The organism is Nocardioides sp. (assembly GCF_036374615.1).
Classification (GTDB): domain Bacteria; phylum Actinomycetota; class Actinomycetes; order Propionibacteriales; family Nocardioidaceae; genus Nocardioides.
Genome location: NZ_DASUTK010000030.1, coordinates 21,838 through 42,856 on the forward strand (window position 1 = coordinate 21,838; position 21,019 = coordinate 42,856).

Annotated in this window: 25 protein-coding genes; 14 read left to right on the forward strand and 11 right to left on the reverse strand. The window is 71.3% G+C overall.

Annotated elements, in window-relative coordinates:
• The first annotated feature begins 38 nt into the window (after positions 1-38).
• From VFZ39_RS02470 to VFZ39_RS02495, 6 genes are all read left to right on the forward strand, one after another.
• Positions 39-212, forward strand: coding sequence for a DUF5302 family protein (locus tag VFZ39_RS02470; protein WP_330864140.1), 174 nt, complete (start codon positions 39-41; stop codon positions 210-212).
• 159 nt (positions 213-371) lie between these two features.
• Complete coding sequence (locus VFZ39_RS02475; protein WP_330864141.1) at positions 372-785, forward strand: hypothetical protein; 414 nt, start codon at positions 372-374, stop codon at positions 783-785.
• Between the two features lie 93 nt (positions 786-878).
• Positions 879-1,406, forward strand: coding sequence for a MaoC family dehydratase (locus VFZ39_RS02480; protein WP_330864142.1), 528 nt, complete (start codon positions 879-881; stop codon positions 1,404-1,406).
• A gap of 12 nt (positions 1,407-1,418) precedes the next feature.
• Entirely contained in the window at positions 1,419-2,552 is a 1,134-nt protein-coding gene (locus VFZ39_RS02485; protein WP_330864143.1) for a hypothetical protein, read from the forward strand.
• The gene (locus VFZ39_RS02490; protein WP_330864144.1) at positions 2,549-3,112 is read left to right on the forward strand and encodes a histidine phosphatase family protein; all 564 of its coding nucleotides are present in this window, start codon (positions 2,549-2,551) and stop codon (positions 3,110-3,112) included. Before VFZ39_RS02485 ends, VFZ39_RS02490 begins: the two co-directional genes overlap by 4 nt.
• A 31-nt stretch (positions 3,113-3,143) precedes the next feature.
• Positions 3,144-3,782, forward strand: coding sequence for a DUF6758 family protein (locus VFZ39_RS02495; RefSeq protein WP_330864145.1), 639 nt, complete (start codon positions 3,144-3,146; stop codon positions 3,780-3,782).
• A 13-nt stretch (positions 3,783-3,795) separates the two neighbouring features.
• On the opposite strand, the gene VFZ39_RS02500 is transcribed toward VFZ39_RS02495, so the two are convergent.
• Positions 3,796-4,593 (reverse strand): alpha/beta fold hydrolase, encoded by a 798-nt coding sequence (locus VFZ39_RS02500; protein ID WP_330864146.1) that lies wholly within the window; start codon positions 4,591-4,593, stop codon positions 3,796-3,798.
• A gap of 146 nt (positions 4,594-4,739) precedes the next feature.
• Here VFZ39_RS02500 and VFZ39_RS02505 point away from each other — a divergent pair, with 146 nt between their 5' ends.
• A complete protein-coding gene (locus VFZ39_RS02505; protein ID WP_330864147.1) occupies positions 4,740-5,357 on the forward strand; it encodes a MarC family protein in 618 nt (205 codons plus the stop codon).
• A gap of 234 nt (positions 5,358-5,591) precedes the next feature.
• Here VFZ39_RS02505 and VFZ39_RS02510 read toward each other — a convergent pair whose 3' ends face one another.
• Positions 5,592-6,362 carry an SDR family NAD(P)-dependent oxidoreductase gene (locus tag VFZ39_RS02510; protein ID WP_330864148.1) on the reverse strand — a complete coding sequence of 257 codons (771 nt, stop codon included), beginning with the start codon at positions 6,360-6,362 and terminating at the stop codon, positions 5,592-5,594.
• A 62-nt stretch (positions 6,363-6,424) separates the two neighbouring features.
• On the opposite strand from VFZ39_RS02510, the gene VFZ39_RS02515 reads away from it, so the two are divergent.
• Together VFZ39_RS02515 and VFZ39_RS02520 are read left to right on the forward strand one after the other, a co-directional pair.
• Positions 6,425-7,207, forward strand: a complete 783-nt coding sequence (locus VFZ39_RS02515; RefSeq protein ID WP_330864149.1) for a ParA family protein — start codon at positions 6,425-6,427, stop codon at positions 7,205-7,207.
• Positions 7,208-7,210: 3 nt separating this feature from the next.
• Positions 7,211-7,882 carry a L,D-transpeptidase gene (locus VFZ39_RS02520; RefSeq protein WP_330864150.1) on the forward strand — a complete coding sequence of 224 codons (672 nt, stop codon included), beginning with the start codon at positions 7,211-7,213 and terminating at the stop codon, positions 7,880-7,882.
• A 12-nt stretch (positions 7,883-7,894) separates the two neighbouring features.
• On the opposite strand, the gene VFZ39_RS02525 is transcribed toward VFZ39_RS02520, so the two are convergent.
• Positions 7,895-8,941 carry a hypothetical protein gene (locus tag VFZ39_RS02525; protein WP_330864151.1) on the reverse strand — a complete coding sequence of 349 codons (1,047 nt, stop codon included), beginning with the start codon at positions 8,939-8,941 and terminating at the stop codon, positions 7,895-7,897.
• Between the two features lie 20 nt (positions 8,942-8,961).
• On the reverse strand, positions 8,962-10,413 hold the full coding sequence (locus VFZ39_RS02530) for a DEAD/DEAH box helicase (protein WP_330864152.1): 1,452 nt from the start codon (positions 10,411-10,413) through the stop codon (positions 8,962-8,964).
• Between the two features lie 188 nt (positions 10,414-10,601).
• Here VFZ39_RS02530 and VFZ39_RS02535 point away from each other — a divergent pair, with 188 nt between their 5' ends.
• Positions 10,602-11,294 (forward strand): ferritin-like fold-containing protein, encoded by a 693-nt coding sequence (locus tag VFZ39_RS02535; protein WP_330864153.1) that lies wholly within the window; start codon positions 10,602-10,604, stop codon positions 11,292-11,294.
• Positions 11,295-11,341: 47 nt separating this feature from the next.
• Here the strand turns inward: VFZ39_RS02535 and VFZ39_RS02540 are convergent, their stop codons facing one another.
• The 4 genes from VFZ39_RS02540 to VFZ39_RS02555 form a co-directional block, all read right to left on the reverse strand.
• Positions 11,342-11,629: a hypothetical protein gene (locus tag VFZ39_RS02540; protein WP_330864154.1), complete on the reverse strand. Its 288-nt coding sequence runs from the start codon at positions 11,627-11,629 to the stop codon at positions 11,342-11,344.
• A gap of 114 nt (positions 11,630-11,743) precedes the next feature.
• Positions 11,744-12,769, reverse strand: coding sequence for an alkaline phosphatase family protein (locus tag VFZ39_RS02545; protein WP_330864155.1), 1,026 nt, complete (start codon positions 12,767-12,769; stop codon positions 11,744-11,746).
• A 40-nt stretch (positions 12,770-12,809) separates the two neighbouring features.
• On the reverse strand, positions 12,810-13,031 hold the full coding sequence (locus VFZ39_RS02550; protein WP_330864156.1) for a DUF3107 domain-containing protein: 222 nt from the start codon (positions 13,029-13,031) through the stop codon (positions 12,810-12,812).
• A gap of 63 nt (positions 13,032-13,094) precedes the next feature.
• The gene (locus VFZ39_RS02555) at positions 13,095-13,733 is read right to left on the reverse strand and encodes a TetR/AcrR family transcriptional regulator (RefSeq protein WP_330864157.1); all 639 of its coding nucleotides are present in this window, start codon (positions 13,731-13,733) and stop codon (positions 13,095-13,097) included.
• Between the two features lie 241 nt (positions 13,734-13,974).
• On the opposite strand from VFZ39_RS02555, the gene moeZ reads away from it, so the two are divergent.
• The 4 genes from moeZ to VFZ39_RS02575 all read left to right on the forward strand — a co-directional run bounded on the left by moeZ (position 13,975) and on the right by VFZ39_RS02575 (position 17,391).
• Entirely contained in the window at positions 13,975-15,174 is a 1,200-nt protein-coding gene (moeZ, locus tag VFZ39_RS02560; protein ID WP_330864158.1) for an adenylyltransferase/sulfurtransferase MoeZ, read from the forward strand.
• Positions 15,175-15,298: 124 nt separating this feature from the next.
• On the forward strand, positions 15,299-16,177 hold the full coding sequence (locus VFZ39_RS02565) for a hypothetical protein (protein WP_330864159.1): 879 nt from the start codon (positions 15,299-15,301) through the stop codon (positions 16,175-16,177).
• Positions 16,178-16,196: 19 nt separating this feature from the next.
• Entirely contained in the window at positions 16,197-17,036 is an 840-nt protein-coding gene (locus tag VFZ39_RS02570) for a hypothetical protein (protein ID WP_330864160.1), read from the forward strand.
• Positions 17,037-17,064: 28 nt separating this feature from the next.
• Entirely contained in the window at positions 17,065-17,391 is a 327-nt protein-coding gene (locus VFZ39_RS02575; protein ID WP_330864161.1) for an MGMT family protein, read from the forward strand.
• A gap of 24 nt (positions 17,392-17,415) precedes the next feature.
• On the opposite strand, the gene VFZ39_RS02580 is transcribed toward VFZ39_RS02575, so the two are convergent.
• The 3 genes from VFZ39_RS02580 to VFZ39_RS02590 are packed head-to-tail and all read right to left on the reverse strand — an operon-like array spanning position 17,416 to position 20,944.
• Positions 17,416-18,807, reverse strand: coding sequence for a DUF1116 domain-containing protein (locus tag VFZ39_RS02580; protein ID WP_330864162.1), 1,392 nt, complete (start codon positions 18,805-18,807; stop codon positions 17,416-17,418).
• A complete protein-coding gene (locus VFZ39_RS02585) occupies positions 18,804-20,192 on the reverse strand; it encodes an FdrA family protein (protein ID WP_330864163.1) in 1,389 nt (462 codons plus the stop codon). Before VFZ39_RS02585 ends, VFZ39_RS02580 begins: the two co-directional genes overlap by 4 nt.
• Positions 20,189-20,944 carry a DUF2877 domain-containing protein gene (locus VFZ39_RS02590; protein ID WP_330864164.1) on the reverse strand — a complete coding sequence of 252 codons (756 nt, stop codon included), beginning with the start codon at positions 20,942-20,944 and terminating at the stop codon, positions 20,189-20,191. The genes VFZ39_RS02585 and VFZ39_RS02590 overlap by 4 nt, the downstream gene beginning before the upstream one ends.
• Positions 20,945-21,019: the final 75 nt, after the last annotated feature.

Below are 21,019 nucleotides of genomic sequence, written 5' to 3' on the forward strand. Positions count from 1 at the left end.
CGTGGCAGGGTGGAGATCCAGATCTCGAGGAGGACAGCGTGGCGAACGAGGACCTGAAGGCGAAGATGCGCGAGGCCCTGGAGCGCAAGGGCTCGTCCGAGAAGGGCGTCCGTCAGGACCGGCCGGTGAAGGAGAAGGCGCACGGTTCCGAGGTGGACGGAAGCGCAGCCCCGAAGATGCACCGACGCAAGGCCGGCGGCGGGGGAGCGTGATCGCTCAGAGCTGAGCCGCTGGCGCTCAGTTCTGACGACATCGCGGACCTGCTCTGTGAGACGGCGCCCCCACCACAGGCGGACCGGGCAGGATCCAGTCAGGTGAGGGGGCCAGCTGGGGCGCAAGCGGGCGGCGGGGCTCGTCCCGAGCGCGGCCCCGTGCGGGCGTGGTTGGTCGATCACCCGGCCGACGTCATCGACCTGTTCGTCTATGTGGTCGTCCTGAACCTCGCCATCCAGTACCTGCCGGCTGTGATCAGCGAGACCTTCACACTCTCGTTGCTGACGGCCGTGCTGCTGAAGGTCACGCTGGAGCTGGTGCTACTCCTCAAGGGTGCTGTGCTGGCCCGGCTTCGCGGGGCGACCACCCGGCTGGCGAGGACGACCTCTGCGCTGATGCTCTGGGTGGTCGCAGCGGGGAGCAAGCTGGTGGTGCTGTGGCTGATCGACGTCGCATTCGCCGGTTCGGTCAGCCTGGGCGGGTTCATCCCCGTCACGCTGCTCGTCGTCGCGCTCCTGGCGTCACGATCAGCCGTCAGGCGGCTTCTCGACGGCACGCCCCGCCCGGACTGACGTACCCGTCGAGTAGACGCCGTGGCCGACGTCATACTCCCGCAGCCGCCTCGGGGGTCGCGACCTGCCCCCACCGGCCGGTTGAATGGCCCCATGCAGTTCGGCCGAAGCTACGAGGAGTTCGAGGTCGGGGCGACGTACCGCCACTGGCCGGGCAAGACCGTCACCGAGTTCGACGACCACATGTTCTGCCTGCTGACCATGAACCATCACCCGCTCCACCTCGACGAGCACTACGCCGAGGAGACGACACAGTTCGGTAGGAATGTGGTGGTGGGCAACTACGTCTACTCGATCCTGCTCGGCATGTCGGTCCCCGACGTCTCCGGGAAGGCGATCGCGAACCTCGAGATCGAGTCGCTGCGACACGTCGCACCCACGTTCCACGGCGACACGCTGTACGGCGAGACGACCGTCCTGGACAAGTGGGAGTCGACCAGCAAGGACGATCGCGGGGTCGTGCACGTGGAGACGATCGGCTACAACCAGGACGGCACGGTCGTGTGCATCTTCCGACGCAAGGTGATGGTGCCGAAGAACAATTACCTCGAGGCGCGCGGTGGCGATCAGCCCGGCCGTCCGATCCCGCGCGAGGACAGGAACTGGCCGGGCCACCAGTAGGCTGGCACAGCCATGGCCACCCGAGTCTTCATCCACGTCGGGACCCCCAAGTCGGGCACGACGTTTCTCCAGTCCGTGTGGTGGGCCAACAAACCCGAGCTGCGCGAGCAGGGCCTGTTGCTCCCTGGACGAGGAATCAACACGCACTACTGGGCGTCCTGCGTCGTGCGCGGGGGCAACCAGCTCGACCACCTGCCACCGGCGGGCCGCAACGCGTGGACCCGGCTGCTCCAGCGGATCGACGCCTTCGAGGGTGATGCGCTGATCAGCCATGAACTGTTCAGCGCTGCGGGACCGGAGCGCGCGGCACGGGCGCTGCGCGACCTCGAAGCGACCGCAGACGAAGTCCACGTGATGCTCACTGCACGCGACCTGGTGCGCCAGATCCCTGCGGAGTGGCAGCAGCGGACCAAGCACGGGCACTCCCAACGGCTCGACGAGTTCATCGAGAAGATCCGGGAAGACCCGTCGATGAACTTCTGGCGGGTGCAGGACGTGCCTTCGATCCTCGACCGCTGGAGCGTGGGTATCCCCTCCGATCGGGCGCACCTGGTCGTGCTTCCTCCGTCCGGCGGGTCTGCCTCGTCGCTCTGGACGCAGGTGTGTTCCGTCACCGGCGTTGATGGGACCGGCATGGACGCCCGGGCCGCGCGCCGCAACGAGTCGTTGGGTCTGGCAGAGGCGGAGGTCATGCGCCGGGTCAGCGGTGAGCTGAACCGAGACGGCCTGGCAAAGCCCACCGAGCGCCTCCTCAAGAACTGGTTCGCCGAGCGGATCCTGCGTTCGTCGGACCCGGAGAGGATCGTGCTCCCGGCGGTGGCCTATCCGTGGGTCCTGGAACGGGCCCACCGGATGGTCGCGGAGATCGTGGAGCGCGAGCCTCACGTCGTCGGCAACCTGATGGACCTCGTGCCGGCTGCGGAGCCAACGCCGGGACGGGACCTCGCCGAGCTCACGGAGGCCGAGGTGTCGGCGGTGGCGATCCGGGCACTCGCCCGCTTCGTCGAGCATGAGGACGACGTCCGGCAGCGGGCACGCCACGCGGCCCAGGAGAGCGCGGAGTCGGCCTCACCACCTGGAGCGCGTTCCGTCGAAACGCAGACGAGAACACGGCGGTGGCGCGCCCGGCTCAGGTCGCCGCGATGACCGACGCCACCGAGGTCTGGCTGGTGCGCCACGGCGAGACCGAGTGGAGTCGCGACCACCGGCACACCTCGACCACCGACCTGCCGCTGACGCCGGTCGGCGAGGAGGCGGCCCGGGCGCTCGCTCCCCGGCTGGAGGGCACCCGGTTCGACCACGTGCTCACGAGTCCGCTGCAGCGGGCCCGCCGGACCGCGGAGCTCACCGGGCACCTGGGCGCGGAGGTCGTGCCCGACCTCGTCGAGTGGGGGTACGGCGACTACGAGGGGATCACCACGACCGAGATCCGCGAGACGGTGCCCGGCTGGACGGTCTGGACCCACCCGACGCCGGGCGGCGAGACCGCCGCCGACATCACCCTCCGGCTCGATCGGGTGCTCGCCCGGCTCCGTGGGTCGCAGCGCTTCCTCGTCTTCGGCCACGGGCATGCGCTGCGCGCGCTCACCGCCCGGTGGCTGGGACTCCCAGTCGTCGAGGGGCGCGGGTTCCGGCTCGACACGGCGACGGTCTCGGTGCTGGGCTACGAGCGCGACACCCCGGTGATGCTGCGCTGGAACGCTTGACGGCGCGTGCACCGGTCACGACCGTGGAGGCATGCTGCTCGCGGCCTGGTGTCCTCGTGACCGAGAGCCACTGGCTCGTGGGCACGACGGCCGGCTCGGCGAGTGCCCGGTCCACGGCGAGGTGACTCCGTTGTGGAGACCGCGCGAGCCGTCGTACGACGCGTTCACGGCCCAGCTCCGGCTGGCTGACGACTTCCCGACGTACCTGCCCTGGCCGCTCGGCAGCGGCTGGCGGGTGTCGGACTTCGGCGTCGTGAGCGGTGACCGCGGCGCGATCGCCACCGTGACCGCGTGCAGTGGGGCATCGGAGCTCGACGGCCCGGTCGACGTGCTCGTCGTCGCCGAGGAGGCCGGCGTCGGGCTGGGCGGCCGCTGCGCCGGCCTGGCCGGGTCGGACCCGGGCGCGGAGTTCGGGCGTGGCACACCCACGCTGCGGGTCCGGATCCGCTCCCAGTCGGTGCCACTGTGGCCGGTGTCGACGAGCGCCGCCGGGGGCGACCTGGACCGGTCCGTCCTCGCGGGCGAGGCCGAGGGCCGGTGGCTCTGGGTGGTCCTGCTCCCCGCATCGGCAATGCTCCTGCTCACCGACGAGTGGCTCCTCAAGGACGTGTCCGGTTCGGGGCCACACCTGGTGGAGCTGCCGTTCGCGGGACCGGCGCCCGCCTGGTGAGGACCTGCTCCGGCTAGCCCGACAAGAACCGTGTCAGCAGCGGACTCAGTGCCTCCGGCGCCTCGAGATGCAGGTCGTGGCCCGCTCCCGCCACCACCGCGAGCTCGGTAGCCGGACGCAGGGCGCACATGCTCTCGACCTGGCGTTCCGGGACGGACCCGTGCTCGCCGCGCACGAGGAGCGTCGGCGCGTGGACCGCCGACCACTCGTCGAGGTACTCGTGGTCGGCCACCTCCGAGATCGCGCGCACCATCACGTCCGCGTCCCACTGCGGCCACAAGCCGTCGACCCTTTCCTCGAGCCCGTCGGCCCATCCCTCCGCCACGCTGCGGCTGCCACCGAAGAAGGCCAGGAAGGCGTCGCGGTCGGCGAACGGCACCGGCCAACCCCGCAACCACGCGGCGAGACCCTCGAGATCACCGGGGTCGCCACCTCCGAGACCGGCCTCGACCATCACCAGCCTGCTGACGCGCTGCGGGTGGCGGGCGGCGAGCAGCATCGCGACGTGTCCGCCCATCGACTGCCCGACCACCGGCGCCTGCCGCACGTCGAGGTCGTCGAGCACGGCGACCACGTCCTCGACGTACGCCGTCAAGGAGACGTCCGCCGGTCGGCGCGTGCTGCTCCCGTGTCCGCGCTGCTCGATCGAGATCACGCGGTGGTCGGTGCGCAGGGCGGCGATCGTCGCGCCCCACTCGAGTGCGTAGCCGGCCAGCCCGTGCAGCAGCACGACGACCGGAAGGTCACCGGCCGTGTCGAGATACCAGATCTCGGCATCGGGCCGCTCGACCCGGCCCCAGCCGTCCGTCATGCGTCCAGTCAACCATCGGCGGGCCGGACCTCCGGTGGCCCGCGTGCCGGACCATCGTGTCGCGGAATCGGTCCAGCGAGGCGTCGGGGTCGGCAGTCGCGCTCGATGCGGAGCACTAGGCTGCCGGTCGTGCTGGGGATGCCGCGATGAGCAGCGTGGTCGACACAGTGCTGCTGGTCGAGGTCTTCGTGACGCTCTTCGTGATCATGGACCCGGTCGGCACGGTGCCGATCTTCCTGTCGCTGACCGGCGGCAGGTCGCCGTCCGCGTCCCGTCGCGCGGCGTGGCAGGCGGTGGCGGTGTCGTTCCTCGTGATCAGCCTGTTCGCGTTCTTCGGGCAGCAGATCCTCGACTACCTCCACATCACGCTGCCGGCGCTGCAGGGCGCAGGTGGGCTGCTGCTCCTGCTCGTGGCACTGGAACTGCTGACCGGGAACGAGCAGGAGCCGACCGCCGCCGCCGGGACGAACGTGGCGCTCGTACCACTCGGCACGCCGCTCCTGGCCGGCCCGGGCGCGATCGTGGCGGTGATGCTCTTCGTGAAGTCGATCTCGAGCGCGGCCGAGTTCGTCGCGGTCGCTCTCGGCGTGATCCTCGTGCACCTCAGCCTGTGGAGTGCGATGCGCTACTCGCTCCCGATCCTCCGCCTGATCCGCGAGTCCGGCGTGCTGCTGGTGACCCGGATCGCCGGCCTGCTGCTCTCGGCCATCGCGGTGCAGCTGGTCGCGGACTCGGTGCGCGCGTTCGTGGCCGGGGAGGGCTGAGGAGTGTGTGTGTGGCGCAGGGTGGTGTGCGCCCCGGCCGTACGGGTGGGCGTGTAGGGGCTGCCGTTTGGACACAAACGGCGACGACACGCCGTGCCGTACCGCCGTATCTGCCCAATCGTGGGCCGAGTCGGCGGGCCCCACTGTGGCCGGGCCGGTCTGACCGCGCTCAGCTGCCCGCCCTTCCGGACAGGTTCTCCGTTTGTGTCCAAACGGCGGCCATCAGCCCACGGCTCAACGACGGCCGATCGACTGGTACGTCTGCAGCGCCCGCGACGGGATCAGCCGGGTCGCGCCGACGATCGCGCGGTACTGCGCGCCGGGGACGGAGATCACCCGTCCCCGGTCGAAGTCGGCGAGCGCACGGCCGACCACGAAGTCGGGCTCCATCCACAGGAAGCCGGTGCCGCGTCGTACACCCATCCGCTGGTGGAACTCGGTCTTGGTGAAGCCGGGGCACAGGGTCGTCACGGTCACGCCCCGGGGGCGGTACTCGGCCGCCGCCCACCTCCCGAACTGGTTGACCCACGCCTTCGCGGCGGCATACGTGCCGCGCGGGAGGAACGCCGCGACGCTCGACACGTTGATGACACCGCCGCGACCGCGCTCCGCCTGAGCATGAAGGGCCGCGTGCGAGAGTCGCATCACGGCGACCACGAGAACGTCGAGCAGCCGCTGCTCGTCCTCGACGTCGTTGTCGAGGAAGCGGCTCTTGAGCCCGAAACCGGCGTTGTTCACGACGAGGTCGACCGGCTTGTCACGGTCGGCGACCCTGGCCTCGACCGCCGCCAGCTGGTCGCGGTCGCCGAGATCGGCTGAGAGCACCTCGACGTTCCGTTGCCCGCTCGGCCCGGTGCCGCGCAGCTCCTCGGCCACCTGCTCGAGGCGCGCGGAGTCGCGCGCCACCAGCACCAGGTCATGTCCTCGTCCGGCGAGCTGCCGGGCGAACTCGAGGCCGATCCCGGCGGTGGCGCCGGTGACGAGGGCGGTTCCGGGTGACGACATGCCCCAACCCAACCGTCGCCATCACGAATCCGGCAACTCGCTACGGCATGATGGGACGCACCATGACCATCACGCTCGCGGTCGCCAACCAGAAGGGCGGCGTCGCCAAGACGACCTCGGTCGCCTCGATCGGTGCGGCGCTGGCCGAGCTCGGAGAGCGGGTCCTGCTCGTCGACCTGGACCCGCAGGCGTGCCTCACGTTCTCGCTGGGCATCGACCCCGAGGACCTGGAGGTGTCGGTCCACCACGTACTGACCAAGGGGCTCTCGCCGACCGAGGTCATCCTGCAGACCGACGAGGGCGTCGACCTGCTCCCGTCCACGATCGAGCTGGCCCGCGCGGAGGCCGACCTGTTGACGCGCACCGGCCGCGAGCACGCCGTCAAGACGGCACTCGAGCTGGCCGACGACCTCGACTACGACTGGGTGCTGCTCGACTGTCCACCCTCGCTGGGAGTGCTGACCGTGGCGGCGCTGACGGCCGCTGACGGCGTGCTCATCCCGCTGCAGTGCGAGACCCTCTCGCACCGCGGGGTGGGGCAGCTTCTCGACACCGTCCACGACGTCCGCCGCTTCACCAACCGCGGACTCGAGGTCTGGGGCGTGCTGCCGACCCTGTACGACGGACGCACCATCCATGCCCGGACCGTGCTCGAGACGATCTCCGACACCTACGACCTCGAGGTGATCGAGCCGCCCATCCCGAAGACGATCAAGTTCGCCGAGGCGCCGGCCCGCGGCCGCTCGATCCTCGCCACCAGCCGCAGCAGCAAGGGCGCAGCGGCCTACCGCGAGGTCGCGGCGTCCTTGCTGAAGCGGGCTGGCCTGAAGCGGGAGGGTGGCTGATCGATGGGGACGCACCGCCGCGACGTCCGACCGCGCTACGGGCGGATCGGCGCTGCCACCTCCGCGGTCGTCGTGACCGCCGTCGCGATGCTCGCCGGATTCGGGCTCTTCCCGTCCTCGGCCACCTCGCCTCCGCCGCGCGAGCGGCCCGCGGCCAACGCACCCGGTTCGGTCGAGGTGCTCGGGGCCGAGGCGGTCGATGCCGCGATCGGAGTCGACATCCGCAACGCGTCGACCCCGGGCGAGCGGCGACGGATCCGCGCGGAGGACCTGCTGCCCGCCGACTCCGGTTCGGGTCGTCGCGTCGTCTACAGCGAGGCGCAGCAGCGCGTGTGGCTGGTCGGCGAGAACGGTCGGGTCCGGCACACGCACCTGGTGTCGGGAAGCGTCTACGACAACCTCGAGCCCGGCACCTTCCAGGTCTACTCCCGCTCCATGAGCGCGATCGGCATCGACGACTCGGGGACCATGAAGTACTTCGTCCGTTTCACGCAGGGCGACACCGGGGCCGCGATCGGGTTCCACGACATCCCGGTGAAGGACGGCCAGAAGGTCCAGGGGGTCGACGAGCTCGGCACGGCGACGTCGCACGGCTGCATCCGGCAGAAGCGGTCGGACGCCAGGGTCATGTGGCGCTTCGCCGACCTCGGGACGCCGGTGGTCGTGACCGGCTGACTCCGCCGTCAGTCATCGGGCCCGCGGTCGACGCAGCTCGCGGTAGGTCTGCACCGCGAAGTTCGCCAGCGTCTCGACCGCCGCGTCGGCCACGTCGGCCTCCGACAGCTCCGGCAGCGGCGCCGCGGCGTCGGCCCCAGGGACCAGGTCCGCCACCTCGCCGTGCACCCGGACGTGGGTGCTGAGCCACTCAACCTGCTGCTCGGCCACCTCGACGACCCACGACAGGTGCTCGGGCGGCAGCGGGATCCGGGCGCTCGCGCGGCGTGGCAGCACGCCCTTCACGAAGGGCCAGCGCACCGTCGGCTGGTAGGCCTTCTCGTAGTGGGGGAGTCGGTCGCCCAGGGTCAGGTTGACGCGGCGGTACACCTCGGCCTCGACGTACCCCCACGAGGCGTTGACGTCGCGCTCGGGCCACGCCAGTCGGTCGGGATCGAATCCGATGACCTGCCCGAACAGCCCGTAGAGCGCGTGCGGGTCGCGGGAGCGCGGCGGAGTGACGACGACGTCGATGTTGTCGAGCCCGATCACGTCGCCCCAGCGGCGACAGATCGCGATCGCGTCCTGGCGCTGCCAGAAGTGATCGGCCCATCGCCCGTCGTGCTCGCGCACCCGCTCGAGGAAGTCGGGGTACGCGAGCGGCAGCCGGTGCTTCAGGAACTGCTGCCACTCGGAGGGGATCACCGACGCCAGGTTGCGGACCGAGAGCACCACCCGTGGCTGCAGACCCTGGGCGTCGAACAGCTCAGCCCACAGCTCGATCCGGTGGGTGTCGGCCTCGCACATGTCCTCGCAGGTGACCAGGAGCCGCTCGCCCGCCGTACGCTTCAGTGCGGTGCCCGCCGGCCGCAGCCGGGCCGGGTTCGGGTCCGCGGCGAAGCCCCTGGCCGTGCGCCAGCCCAGCGGCCGCAGCAGCCGGTCGACGTGCGGTCGGCGTCCCACGAAGGGGACGCCCACGCTCTGCTCGGCCAGCTGCTCGACGGAGTCGAACAGCCCCCGCTGGAGCGCCGACGTTCCGGTCTTGCTGGCACCGATGTGGACGAAGCAGGTCCGCGCCATCAACGACCTCCTCGACGCAGTCAGTCGGCGGCGGGTGCCGCCCCCGAGGAGCGGGTACGCCGACGCCGGCGGTTGCGGCGCTGCCCGGAGCCCGTTGAGGGAGTAGCGCCGCCCGGCGAGCGCTCGCCGTTCGGGGCAGGCTGCTCCCCGGGGCCGGCGGTCTCGCCGTCGCCGGTCACGGGCTGGCCGCCCCGCGTGCGGTTGCGGTTCCGGTTCCGATTGCGGGCCGGCCGGTCGGCGGCACGCTCACCGCGGTCGGACCGCTCCTTCTTCTCCGGCGGCGGCGGGGCGACGAGCCGGGACTTGGTCTCCGGTGCGATGCCCTGGTCGTGCAGGAGGTGCTCGGACGTCGAATAGGTCTCGACCGGTTCGTCGAACGGCAGGTCGAGGGTCTTGTTGATCATCTTCCAGCGATGCACGTCCGCCCAGTCCACGAACGTGATCGCAGTGCCCGTCGCGCCGGCGCGCCCGGTGCGGCCGATCCGGTGCACGTACGCCTTGTCGTCCTCGGGGCAGGAGTAGTTGATCACGTGCGAGACGCCGGCGACGTCGATCCCACGAGCGGCGACGTCGGTGCACACCAGCGCCTGGATCTTGTCCTCGCGGAACCGGGTCAGCGCCTTCTCGCGTGCGATCTGCGCCATGTCGCCATGCAGCGGCGAGGCCTTGAAGCCCCGCTCCTGCAGATCCTCCGCGACCCGCTGCGCCTGGCGTTTGGTGCGGGTGAAGACGATCATCTTGCCGGCCGCCTCGGCCTGCAGCACCTTGCCGATGATCTCGGGCTTGTCGAGGTCGTGGACCTGGTAGATGAACTGGGCCGTGGCCGGGACCGTCGCGTTCTCGTACGACGACTCCGCGCGGATGTTCATGGGGTGCCGCATGTGGGTGCGCGCCAGCGCGACGATCGCCGCCGGCATGGTGGCGGAGAAGAGCATGGTCTGGCGGGTCTCCGGCGTCTTCGAGATCAGCTTGACGACGTCGGGAAGGAAGCCGAGGTCGAGCATCTCGTCGGCCTCGTCGAGCACCAGAGCGTGCACGTGAGACAGGTCGAGGGCGCGACGGTCAGCGAGGTCGATCAGCCGACCCGGGGTGCCGACGACGATGTCGACGCCCTCCTTGAGCGCGTCGAGCTGGGTGTCGTAGCCGACGCCGCCGTACACGGTGAGGACCCGCATGCCACGATCAGCGCCGGCGAGCGCGAGGTCGCCGGAGACCTGGAGCGCGAGCTCGCGGGTCGGCGCGACGATCAGTGCCTGCGGCTTGCCCTGGGGCAGCTCGCTGTAGTCGGGGTCCTTGGGGGCCACGGACCGCTGGAGGACCGGGATGCCGAACGCCAGCGTCTTGCCGGTGCCGGTCCGGGCCTGTCCGATCAGGTCGGTGCCCAGGAGGGCGACGGAGAGGGTCATCTCCTGGATCGCGAACGGCGTGGTGATGCCGGCGCGCTCGAGGGAGTCACAAATCTCGGGGAGCACCCCGAGTTCACGGAAGGTAGTCAGTGTTCTGTTCGCTTTCGGTGAGCATGGTCAGCATCAGTCAGCCTGCGGCTGATTCACACGCTCAGCCGCGCACATCCGGGTCGCCGTTTCGGTCGGCGACGAACGACTCCGATGCGGAGTGCAGGTGTCGTTCCTGCCACACATGCTATCGGTACGCTGCATGCATGCCTGAATCGTCGGATGTTGGAGTCCTCGAGGACGCCGCCTACCGCGAGGCGGTCGTGGACCTGCTCGCGGCGATCGCCTACGGCGAGATCTCCGCGTTCGAGCGGCTCGCGGAGGACGCCAAGCTCGCGCCGACGCTGTCCGACAAGCTGGCGGTGGCGAGGATGGCGTGCCACGAGTTCGCGCACGTGGAGCTGCTGCAGTCGCGGATCGAGGAGCTCGGCGCCGACCCCTACGCCGCGATGGCGCCGTTCCAGACCGCGCTCGACCAGTTCCACGAGCACACCGCGCCCTCGGACTGGTACGAGGGCCTCGTCAAGGCCTATGTCGGCGACGGGCTCGCCGCCGACTTCTACCGGGAGATCGCGGCGTACCTCGACCCGCGCACCCGCGACGTCGTGATCGCATCGCTGGCCGACTCCGGCCACTCGGCGTTCGTGATCGACCGGGTGCAGGCGGCGATCGCCGAGAACCCCCGGCTGTCGGGACGGCTGGCGCTCTGGGGTCGCCGGCTGATGGGCGAGGCGCTGACCCAGGCGCAACGGGTGGCGGGGGAGCGCGACGCGCTCTCGGCGCTGCTGGCCGGCGGCGTGGACCGGCCTGCGCTGGACCTGGCGGCGATCGGACGGATGTTCGCCCGGATCACCGAGCTGCACGCCGAGCGGATGACGAAGCTCGGCCTCGACGCCTGACCTCACGGGATCGTGGGCCGGGCGTCGACGACCGAGCTCGGTGCGGGTCAGGCCTTCTTGGCTCGGCCGGTGACGGCGGCCGCCACGACGACCAGGATCGCGGCCACGACGACCTGCCACAGGTGGCGCCACCAGTCGACGCCGTTGGTGCAGTTGGTCATGTCGTCGCAGTCGAACAGCGCGGCGTACAGGTAGCTGCCGATCAGCATGCCGCCGATGCCGCAGAGGATGGTGAGCCAGAGCGGGATGTTGTCACGATCGCCAGGCGCGACGAACTTGCCCAGCAGTCCGATGATCGTTCCGCCGATGAGGGTGACGATGATGGTTCCGACCACGGTTCCGCCTTTCTCGACTGCGCCGCAGCGCAGAGGGGTCGAGATTCCTCGACCCCCGTCATTCGAGCATGGCGCGACGACGCGCCATGCGCAACGAGGCCCGTCGGCGGGTCGTCAGTCGACGTCGAGGGTCTGATCGGGGTCGATCCCGCTGTCCGGGACCGGCCCGAGGCCCAGCAGGTCGAGGCTCAGGTTGGCGAGGTTCGCGTTGCGGACAGGCTGGCGCGTCGGCCCGTACGTCGGCTGAGTCGTCCCGGGGTCGAGGAAGTCGGAGTTGCGCTCGTACAGGTCCCCGGGCGACGTACCGGCACCCCACGCCGCGAACGGGATCCGGAAGTTCTCGAGCCTCGTGGGGTTGCTGTGGTTCCCCCCGAGACCGCCGTGGTCAGCGGTGAGGACGATCGCGAGGCTGTCGGCGACCTCCGGATGGGCGTCCACGGCGTCCAGGAGGCGGCCGATCTCCGCGTCGACGCTGCGCACCGCGTCGAGGTACTCGGAGCCCATGAAGCCGTGGTCGTGGCCGGCGGAGTCAGGCGACCGCAGGTGCAGGAAGATCAGCTCGGTCTGGTCGGCGACGAGGTCGGCACGGGCGGCCGCGACCAAGCCGGCGACGTCGGGCTCCACCAGGAAGGTCTCGATCTCGCTCGGCCAGGAGCTCTCGAAGAGGGCGAACTTGTCCTTGCCGGCGTAGACCGCGGTGTCGAGACCCGCCTCGTGGGCGACCTCGAAGATCGAGGCCACGTGATGGCCCGCCAGCTCGTGAACCGTGGCAGTGGTGGGATCGTTGATCGCGACGCCATGGCCGCCCCGGTCGGCCGCGACCCGACGGCCGGTCACCATGCCGGTGTGGTTGGGCAGCGTCACGGTCTTCTCGAGCGACGTACGGGCGTTGAGGGTGCTCTTCCCCTCGTCGAGGAGCCGCCAGAGGTTGGGCAGCTCGTCGTGGCCGAGCTGGGTGAGAGCATCGGGGTTGAGGCCGTCGACCGAGATCGCGAGGACGTGGTCAGCCGCACCGGCTGCCGCCGCCGGCCGCGGACGGGCGCTCCCGTCGGTTCCCACGAGCTGGCACCCGGCTGCCACCAGCACTACGCCACCGACGACAGCCCGTAGCGCGCCGATCCCCCCTCTGCCCCCCGACATGTGTCGAGGATAGCCCGGCCGGACCGGGCCCGTCCTGGCGTCAGGAGCGGAAGCCGACCTGCCCGCTGACCCCTCCGCCGATCTCGACGTACGCCAGCCGGTCGGACGGGACGAGCACCCGACGGCCCTTGATGTCGGTGAGGACGAGCACCTGACCCCCGGACAGCGCCTCGTTCACGAGCTTCTCGACCGCCTCGGCGGTGTCGCCGCTCTCCAGGGTCAGCTCGCGGGTTGCCTGCTGCACACCGATCTTGATCTCCATCGGGAACTCCTCAACGTCGGGGTGGGTCTTCGACCCACGTGATTCGGGGTGGTGAATGGTGGGTCAGTGCTCGTCGGTCAGCGGGTACCCGCGGATACCTCGCCAGGCGAGGCCCGACACGAGGGCGACTGCCTCCGGCTGGCTGATCCCGGCCGTGTCCGTCAGCCAGAACCGTGCGCTGACCTGGGCCATTCCCACCAGGGACACCGCCAGCAGTCGCGACGCCTCGCCGGGCAGCCCCGTGTCGTCGTGGATCACGTCGGCGATCATCGCCGCGCACTCCGCCGTGACGCGGTCGACCGCCGCCCGGACCGCGGGCTCGTTGGTCAGGTCGGACTCGAAGACGAGGCGGAAGGCTCCGTCGTGGGCGGCGATGTACTCGTAGAACGCCTCCATCGCCGCGGCCACCCGCTGCTTGTTGTCCTGGGTGGAGTTCAGCGCCTTGCGGCAGTTGTCGATGATCGCGTCGCACGAGGAGTCCAGCAGCGCGAGGTAGAGCTCCAGCTTGCCGGGGAAGTGCTGGTAGAGCACGGGCTTGGAGACACCGGCGCGCTCGGCGATGTCGTCCATCGCCGCTGCGTGGTAGCCCTGCGCCACGAACACCTCGAGCGCAGAGTCGAGCAGCTGCGCGCGACGCTCCTTGCGCGGCAGCCGCGAGCCCCGGGGGGTCGTTCCCACCGGGGTGTCTCCGCTTGGGGACACGGGGTTCTCCTCACTGCTTCGCAGGCACTGCACCGGCCCGCGGACCGGGCTCGCCGAGCCTATCCCGCCGGCTGGCGGCAACCGGCGTGGACCACGTCCGGATGTCGGGCGTGGCGTGGTCGGCTGGGGTGGTCGGGCACCATGGAACCAAGCAGGGAAGAACCCCGCACCGGAAACCGTTGTCCCGGTGTCGGGCCAGACCCCCCGACAACGTCCAGCAAGGCCCGTCCAAGGAGTTGCCGTGTCCTTCGCCCCCCTCGTGGAGCCCGCAGCCGAGCTCACCCTCGACGAGGTACGCCGCTACAGCCGCCACCTGATCATCCCCGACGTGGGGATGGCAGGGCAGAAGCGGCTCAAGAACGCCAAGGTCCTCGTGATCGGAGCCGGCGGGCTGGGCAGCCCGGCGCTGCTCTACCTCGCGGCGGCCGGCGTCGGCACGATCGGGATTGCGGAGTTCGACGAGGTCGACGAGTCGAACCTGCAGCGGCAGGTCATCCACAGCCAGTCCGACATCGGGCGCCCGAAGGCGGAGTCGGCGCGTGACTCCATCACCGGCGTCAACCCGTACGTCGAGGTGGTGCTCCACAACGAACGGCTCGACAACGACAACGTCAAGCAGGTGTTCGCCGGCTACGACCTGATCATCGACGGCACCGACAACTTCGCGACGCGCTACATGGTCAACGACGCGGCGTACTTCCTGGGCATCCCGTACGTCTGGGGCTCGATCTACCGGTTCGACGGCCAGGCGTCGGTGTTCGCGCCGATGCTCGGTGACGACCTGCCGTGCTACCGGTGCCTGTACCCCGAGCCGCCGCCGCCGGGCATGGTGCCGAGCTGCGCCGAGGGCGGCGTGCTCGGCGTCCTGTGCGCGAGCATCGGTGCGATCCAGGGCACTGAGGCGATCAAGCTGATCACCGGCATCGGGGACCCGATCGCGGGCTCGCTGATGATCTACGACGCGCTCGAGATGGAGTACCGCAAGCTGAAGGTCCGCAAGGACCCCAACTGCGCGCTGTGCGGTGAGAACCCCACCGTCACCGACCTGATCGACTACGACACCTTCTGCGGTGCCGTGTCCGACGCGGCCGCCGACGCGGCCGCGGGCGCCACGATCTCGGTGACCGACCTCGAGCAGATGCTCAAGGAGCGCGCGGACGGCACCCGGGACTTCACCTTGGTCGACGTGCGGGAGCCGAACGAGTACGAGATCAACAAGATCCCGGACTCGGTGCTGATCCCCAAGGGCGAGATCCTCAACGGTCACGCCTTCGAGCAGCTCCCGCAGGACAAGCCGGTCGTCCTCTACTGCAAGACCGGCGTCCGCTCCGCCGAGGCGCTCGCGGTGCTCAAGGGCGCCGGGTACTCCGACGCGGTGCACGTCGGTGGCGGCGTGTCCGCCTGGGTCAACCAGATCGATCCGTCGCAGCCGGCGTACTGAGCCTCGTGCCGTCCCTCGGGACGGAGCGTCGAACCGGGAACGCGTAACCCGGTGCGACGCGGGCCGTTGGTCCTCCTGACATGACCGATGCCGCCGCGACCCGGTGGCACGACCAGGAGGACCCATGCGTCTCGCCCCCGTCAGCCACCGGATCGCCGGCACCGTCTCCGCAGTCGCCGGCCTCGGCGCCGTCGCCGCCCTGAGCCTCACGGCGCCCGCCACCGCAGCCGACGTGCCCACCTGGGCGCCGGCCGACACCGCCGAGATCACGCCGGGCGTCCAGATGTACACAGCCGGCGCTCAGTGCACGGCGAACTTCGTCTTCAGTGACGGGGCAGGCAACACCTACGTCGGGTACGCCGCGCACTGCGCCGGCACGGGCGAGGCCACCGACACCAACGGCTGCGACGCGGCCTCGCTCCCGCTGGGAACCCGGGTGACGTTCACCCGCGGTGGCTCGCTGGTCACCGAGGGCACCGCGGTGGGCGAGGGCACGCTGGCCTACAGCTCGTGGCTGACCATGCAGCAGCAGGGCGAGTCCGACGAGAACACCTGCGCGTACAACGACCTCGCGTTGGTGAAGGTCGACGCGGACGACGTGTCCAAGGTCAACCCGAGCATCCCGTTCTGGGGCGGTCCGGTGGCTGTGAGCACCGCTGGCAGCGCAACCGGTGACCGCGTCTACTCCTTCGGCAACTCCAGCCTCCGCGGCGGGATCGAGCAGCTGTCGCCGAAGACCGGCATCAGCCTCGGCGTCGAGGGCGAGGGGTGGTCGCACCCTGTCTACACGGTGACCCCCGGCGTTCCCGGTGACTCCGGTTCTGCCTTCCTGGACGCCGAGGGCAACGCACTGGGCACGCTGTCGACGCTGGCACTTGCGCCGCTGGTCGGTTCCAACGGGGTGGGCGACCTCCACAGCGAGCTCGGCTACGCGCAGCAGCACGGCGGGATCGCCGGCCTGCAGCTGGTTCCCGGCACCGAGCCCTTCTCGCCGATCCTCTGATCCGGCGCCGACCTCCGGCATGCGAACCAGAAGCGCGGGCCCCGGTCTCGTCGGTCTCCTCGCAGGGTTGGCGCTGGTTGCGACCACCGCTCCGGCGACGGGCGCGACGCCGGCTCCCGGTTCGGCGATCGGGCCGGGCGTCCAGATGTTCACGTCGGGCGCTCAATGCACCGGCAACTTCGTCTTCGCCGACCGGCGGGGCCGCAGGTACGTCGGGTACGCCGCGCACTGTGCCGGCCTCGGCGGTGCCACCGAGACCGACGGCTGTCGGTCGCGGTCGCTGAAGCTCGGCACTCGCGTGCGGTTCGCCAGCGGAGCCACCGCGGTCACGAGAGGCACGACGCTCGGTCACGGGAGGCTGGTGTACAGCTCGTGGCGCGCGATGCGCTCGATCGGCACCAGGGCCGCGAACGCCTGCGCGGCCAACGACTTCGCGCTGGTGCGCGTCGACGCGCGCGACCGTCGTCGCGTCAACCCGACCGTCCCGTTCTGGGGTGGCCCGACCGGCCTCGCGGCCGGCGCACCCTCGACCTCGCAGGTGTACTCCTGGGGGCAGTCCAGCCTGCGACCCACCACGCTGCTGTCCCCCAAGTCCGGACTGTCGCTCGGTGCGACGTACGGCGGCTGGGGGACGGACGTCTACACAGTGACGCCCGGCATCCCGGGCGACTCGGGCAGCGGCTTCCTCGACGCGTCCGGCCGCGCGGTCGGCACCCTGTCGACCGTGGCGCTGGCGCCGCTGGCCGGATCGAACGGCCTCGGCAACCTGAGGCGCGAGCTGGCGTTCGCCCGGCAGCACTCCGGGATCCGGGGGCTTCGCCTGGTCCCTGGCCGCCGGCCGTTCTCGCCGCTGCTCTGACCCGCCGCGGCCGGATAGGTTCGGCCGGGTGAGCCGGATCGACCCCGAGGAGTACGCCGAGCTGGTGCTGCAGTGCGTCGAGCAGATCCCGCGTGGCCGGGTCTCGACGTACGGCGCCATCGCCGAGGTCGTCGGCGCCGTGCTCGGTGGCGGTGGACCGCGTCAGGTGGGCTCGGTGATGGCCGCCCATGGCGGCCCGGTCCCGTGGTGGCGCGTCGTCCGGTCCGACGGCTCGCTGCCGCCGAGCCATCAGGGGGAGGCGCGGCAGGCCTACCTCGAGGAGGCCACCCCGCTCCGCCCCTCCGGCAACGTGGACCTCCGGGCGGCCTTCTTCCGCCCCACCCTCCGCCGTTGATTCGGGCCCCAATTGAGGCACGAATCAACGGGCTAGGGCGGCCAGTCTTGCCAGCGCCTTCGGGAAGATCTCGGCGGGCGGGGTGACCAGGCCGGCTCCGACCTGCCCGACGCCGGCCTGCTTGCCGGCCATGCCGGTGTTGATCTGGGGCAGGATGCCGGTCCGGCAGACGCGGGTCACGTCGATGCCGGTCGGGACGCCGGTGAAGTCGAGGACCGGCACCGACCAGCGCGGGTTGGCCGCGAGCGTGATCTCGCCCATCCGGCGGGTGGTGGCCAGTGCGTCGGGCACGGTGCCGCCAACGAACCGGACGATCGCCGGCGCGGTCGCCATGGCGAAACCGCCGATGCCCGCGGTCTCGGTGATCGCCGAGTCCCCGATGTCGGGGTTCGCGTCGTCCGGCCCGAAGTCGCCGAGGAAGAGTCCGTCGGCGAGCTGTGCCGGGCCTGTGAACCACTCGTCACCGGTGCCCGAGACCTGGATGCCGAAGTCGGTGCCGTTGCGTGCCATGGCCACGACCATCGTCGACCCCGGGATGTCGCGACCTGCGTCGAGGGCGAGCTTGCACGCCGGCATCGCGAGGTTGAGGAAGAAGTGGTCGTTGCCGCCGATGAAACGGAGCGCCTCGGCGGCCTGGGACCGGTCGCCGTGGGACACCAGGGCGGGGGCCAGGTCGCGCAGCAGCATCAGGGTGCCGGCCCGGTTGCGGTTGTGGGCCTCGTCGCCCATCTGGAGCATCTGGGTGAGGATGCCGGTGACGTCCACCGGCCCGGTGTCGTCCCGCACCGCGCGCACGGCCGTCTGCAGCAGCGGCCCGAGCACGTCGCCCATCCAGCGCAGCCGCTCGAGCACCTCGGGTCCGTAGGCGCCGTACCGGAGCACCTTGCCGAGCCCCTCGTTGAGGGAGCAATAGGTACGACGGCCGCTCGCGAGGTCCTCCAGCACGAACATCCACATCGACGGCGTCACGACCCCGGCCATCGGCCCGACCGCTCCGCGGTGGTGGCACGGCTCGAGACTCACGCCGTCACCGGACTCGAACAGCCGGACCGCGTCCTCGGGGTCGTCGACGAGCCCTTCGAGCGCAGCGCCGCCCATCAACGCACCACGCAGCGGACCGGGGGCCCGGTCCCACCCGATGGGCGGACCGGCGTGCAGGAACTGACCGCGCTCGAGCCCCAGCAGCTCCGACGCGGGAGCGACATCGACCAGGTGGGCGGTGACGGCGAGCATCGCCTCGACCGCCTGCCGGTTCGCGTCGTGCCGGCGCGGGTCGGCAGCCACGGTCGCCAGGTCGGCCTCGGTCGCGGCCATCGGGGGGCGCCAGTCGACCCGCTCGACCTCGACCGCCTGGCCGGCGACCGCCTCGGCGAGCAGATCGGCGCCGACGGCGACGACGCGGTCAGGGGCCCTCATCGGGTGCCCCTCGCCAGCTCGACCGCTCGACGCGCCGCCGCGGCGTTGGAGAGGTGGACCTCGGCGCCGGCCTCGGCGAGCACGCGCACCTGCCGGTCACGGTCCTGGGGGTCGAGCCGTGTGCCGACGACGGTGACCACGACCGGTACGGCGGCGTCGGTGATCGCCGGGGCGAGCAGCGCGGCCGGGTCGGGCTCGGCGCCATGACCGAGCACGACGTCGAGGAGCAGGGCACCGGTGCCGGGGTCGGAGGCGGCCCGTCGTACCTCCTCGAGCCGGAGGGTCGGATCGATCATCGGGTGGGCCCGTCCTTGGGTGTAGGCGTCGTCACCGAAGTCGACGAACGTGTGGTCGCGCGGATCGAGGCTCTCCACCACGAGCTGCGCCTCCTGGCAGGTGGTGCCGCCGACGAAGAGGCCGCGGACCGGTCCGCCGCCACCCGGTTCGGCATGGCCGACGACCGGCCAGTCGGGGACCTGGACGTCGAGGCCGGCGAGTATCCGTTCGACGGCTTCCGTCAGGTCGGGCTGGCCAGGTCCGAGCAGGGCGAGCTCGACGGGGGTCGCCAGCGTGGCGGCGAACTCCTCGATCCGGGCCGCCACCTCCGGGGCCGGCGGCTTGGAGACGACCAGCACGAGCTCGACGGTGTCGTCGGCGTCGAGGCGCCGCAGAGCCTCGATCGTCGAGGTGCCGCCCACATCGGCGGACAGGTCGCGTCCGCCAACGCCGAGGGCGGAGGTGACGCCCACGCCGGCGTGGTCGAGCAGTGCTAGCACCTGCTGGCAGCCGGTTCCGGACGCGGCGACGATGCCCACGGGCCCGGGCACGGTCGCGTTCGCGAAGCCGAGGCCGACCCCGCCGACCACTGCGGTCCCGCAGTCGGGCCCCATGACCAGCAGGCCGCGCTCGGCGGCGGTGCGCTTGAGCGACACCTCCTGCGCGACCGGCACGTTGTCGCTGAAGACCATGACGTCGCAGCCGGCGTCGAGCGCGTCCATCGCCTCGACGAACGCGCTCGCCCCTGGTACCGAAACCAGCACCAGCCCGGGGCTGTCCGCGAGTGCCGAGCCGGTCGTACGACGAGGCTCGGCCTCGCGCGCCGCGCCGGCGGACCGCGTGGGTGTGAGCCCGACGTCGACGGCGGCGATCGCCTGGTCGAGGTCGCCGCCGTCCTCGAGCCGGATCGCGACGACCAGGTCGTTCGGGGTCGTACCCGGCGGAACCGCGAACCCGAGGCCCGTGAGCACCTCGACGTTGAGCGGGGTCGCCATCGCGACCTGGGCGGTGGCCACGCCGGGCACGCGCTGCACGTCGCGGCTGACCTGGAGCAGCGCCACCGAGTCGGCGTACGCGCCCGTGCGGATGGTCACGTGGTCGGTGCTCATGCGGCCTCCCGCAGGGAGTCGAGGGCGACGGTGGCGCCCAGGTGGAGCCCGGCGCCGGAGGTGGCGCCGACGGCGTGCAGGGCGCGCACCCGCGCGGGCTCCTCGTCGGTGCCCAGCGCGCGCAGCCAGGCGGCGTACTCGGGCAGCACCTCACCGTGCTGGGCGCAGTCGAGCAGGGTCGCCGACAGCAGGGTCGTTCGCTCGGTGGCGCCGCGGACCACCTCCTCGACGTCCGGGGTCGGGACCCCGGCTGCGCGGTGGAGTGCGAGCCAGCCGGCCAGCACGTCGTCGCCGAGCGGCGTCAGCCCCTCGCCACGACCGAGCAGGTCGTCGGCGGTCGCGGCGTCGATCCGCCGGTCCGCGAGGTGCGAGGCAGCGAACCCGGCCACCGTGGCCGGGGGGGTGGCCTGAACGGTGACCGGGGTCGCCTTCTTCAGGACCACTTCGCGCCGGACGCGGGGTACGTACGTCTCCACGATCCGGCCGACCGGCAGCGCGCAGCTGCCGACGTGAAGGGTCCCACAAGAAACGTACGCCGCAGGATCGCCCGACACCACATCGTCGAGGTCCGCCACGCCGGTGGCGCGCAGGCCGCAGGGAACCTGGGCCGCCCTCGGGGCGAGCACTCCGACGCACCAGCCCCCGACGTCGACGTAGATCGCCTGAGGGCTGCGATGCAGGATCGGGACCGGTCCGTCCGGGACCGCGTGCAGCCGTTCCCGCACCCGGCGGGGCGCTGCGACGGGGATCATGCTTCCCGACGCTAGTAGCCGTGGGTACGGTGCGCGATGTGAGGTTCTGCCAAGGCGGGCCCCGATCCGGGGCAC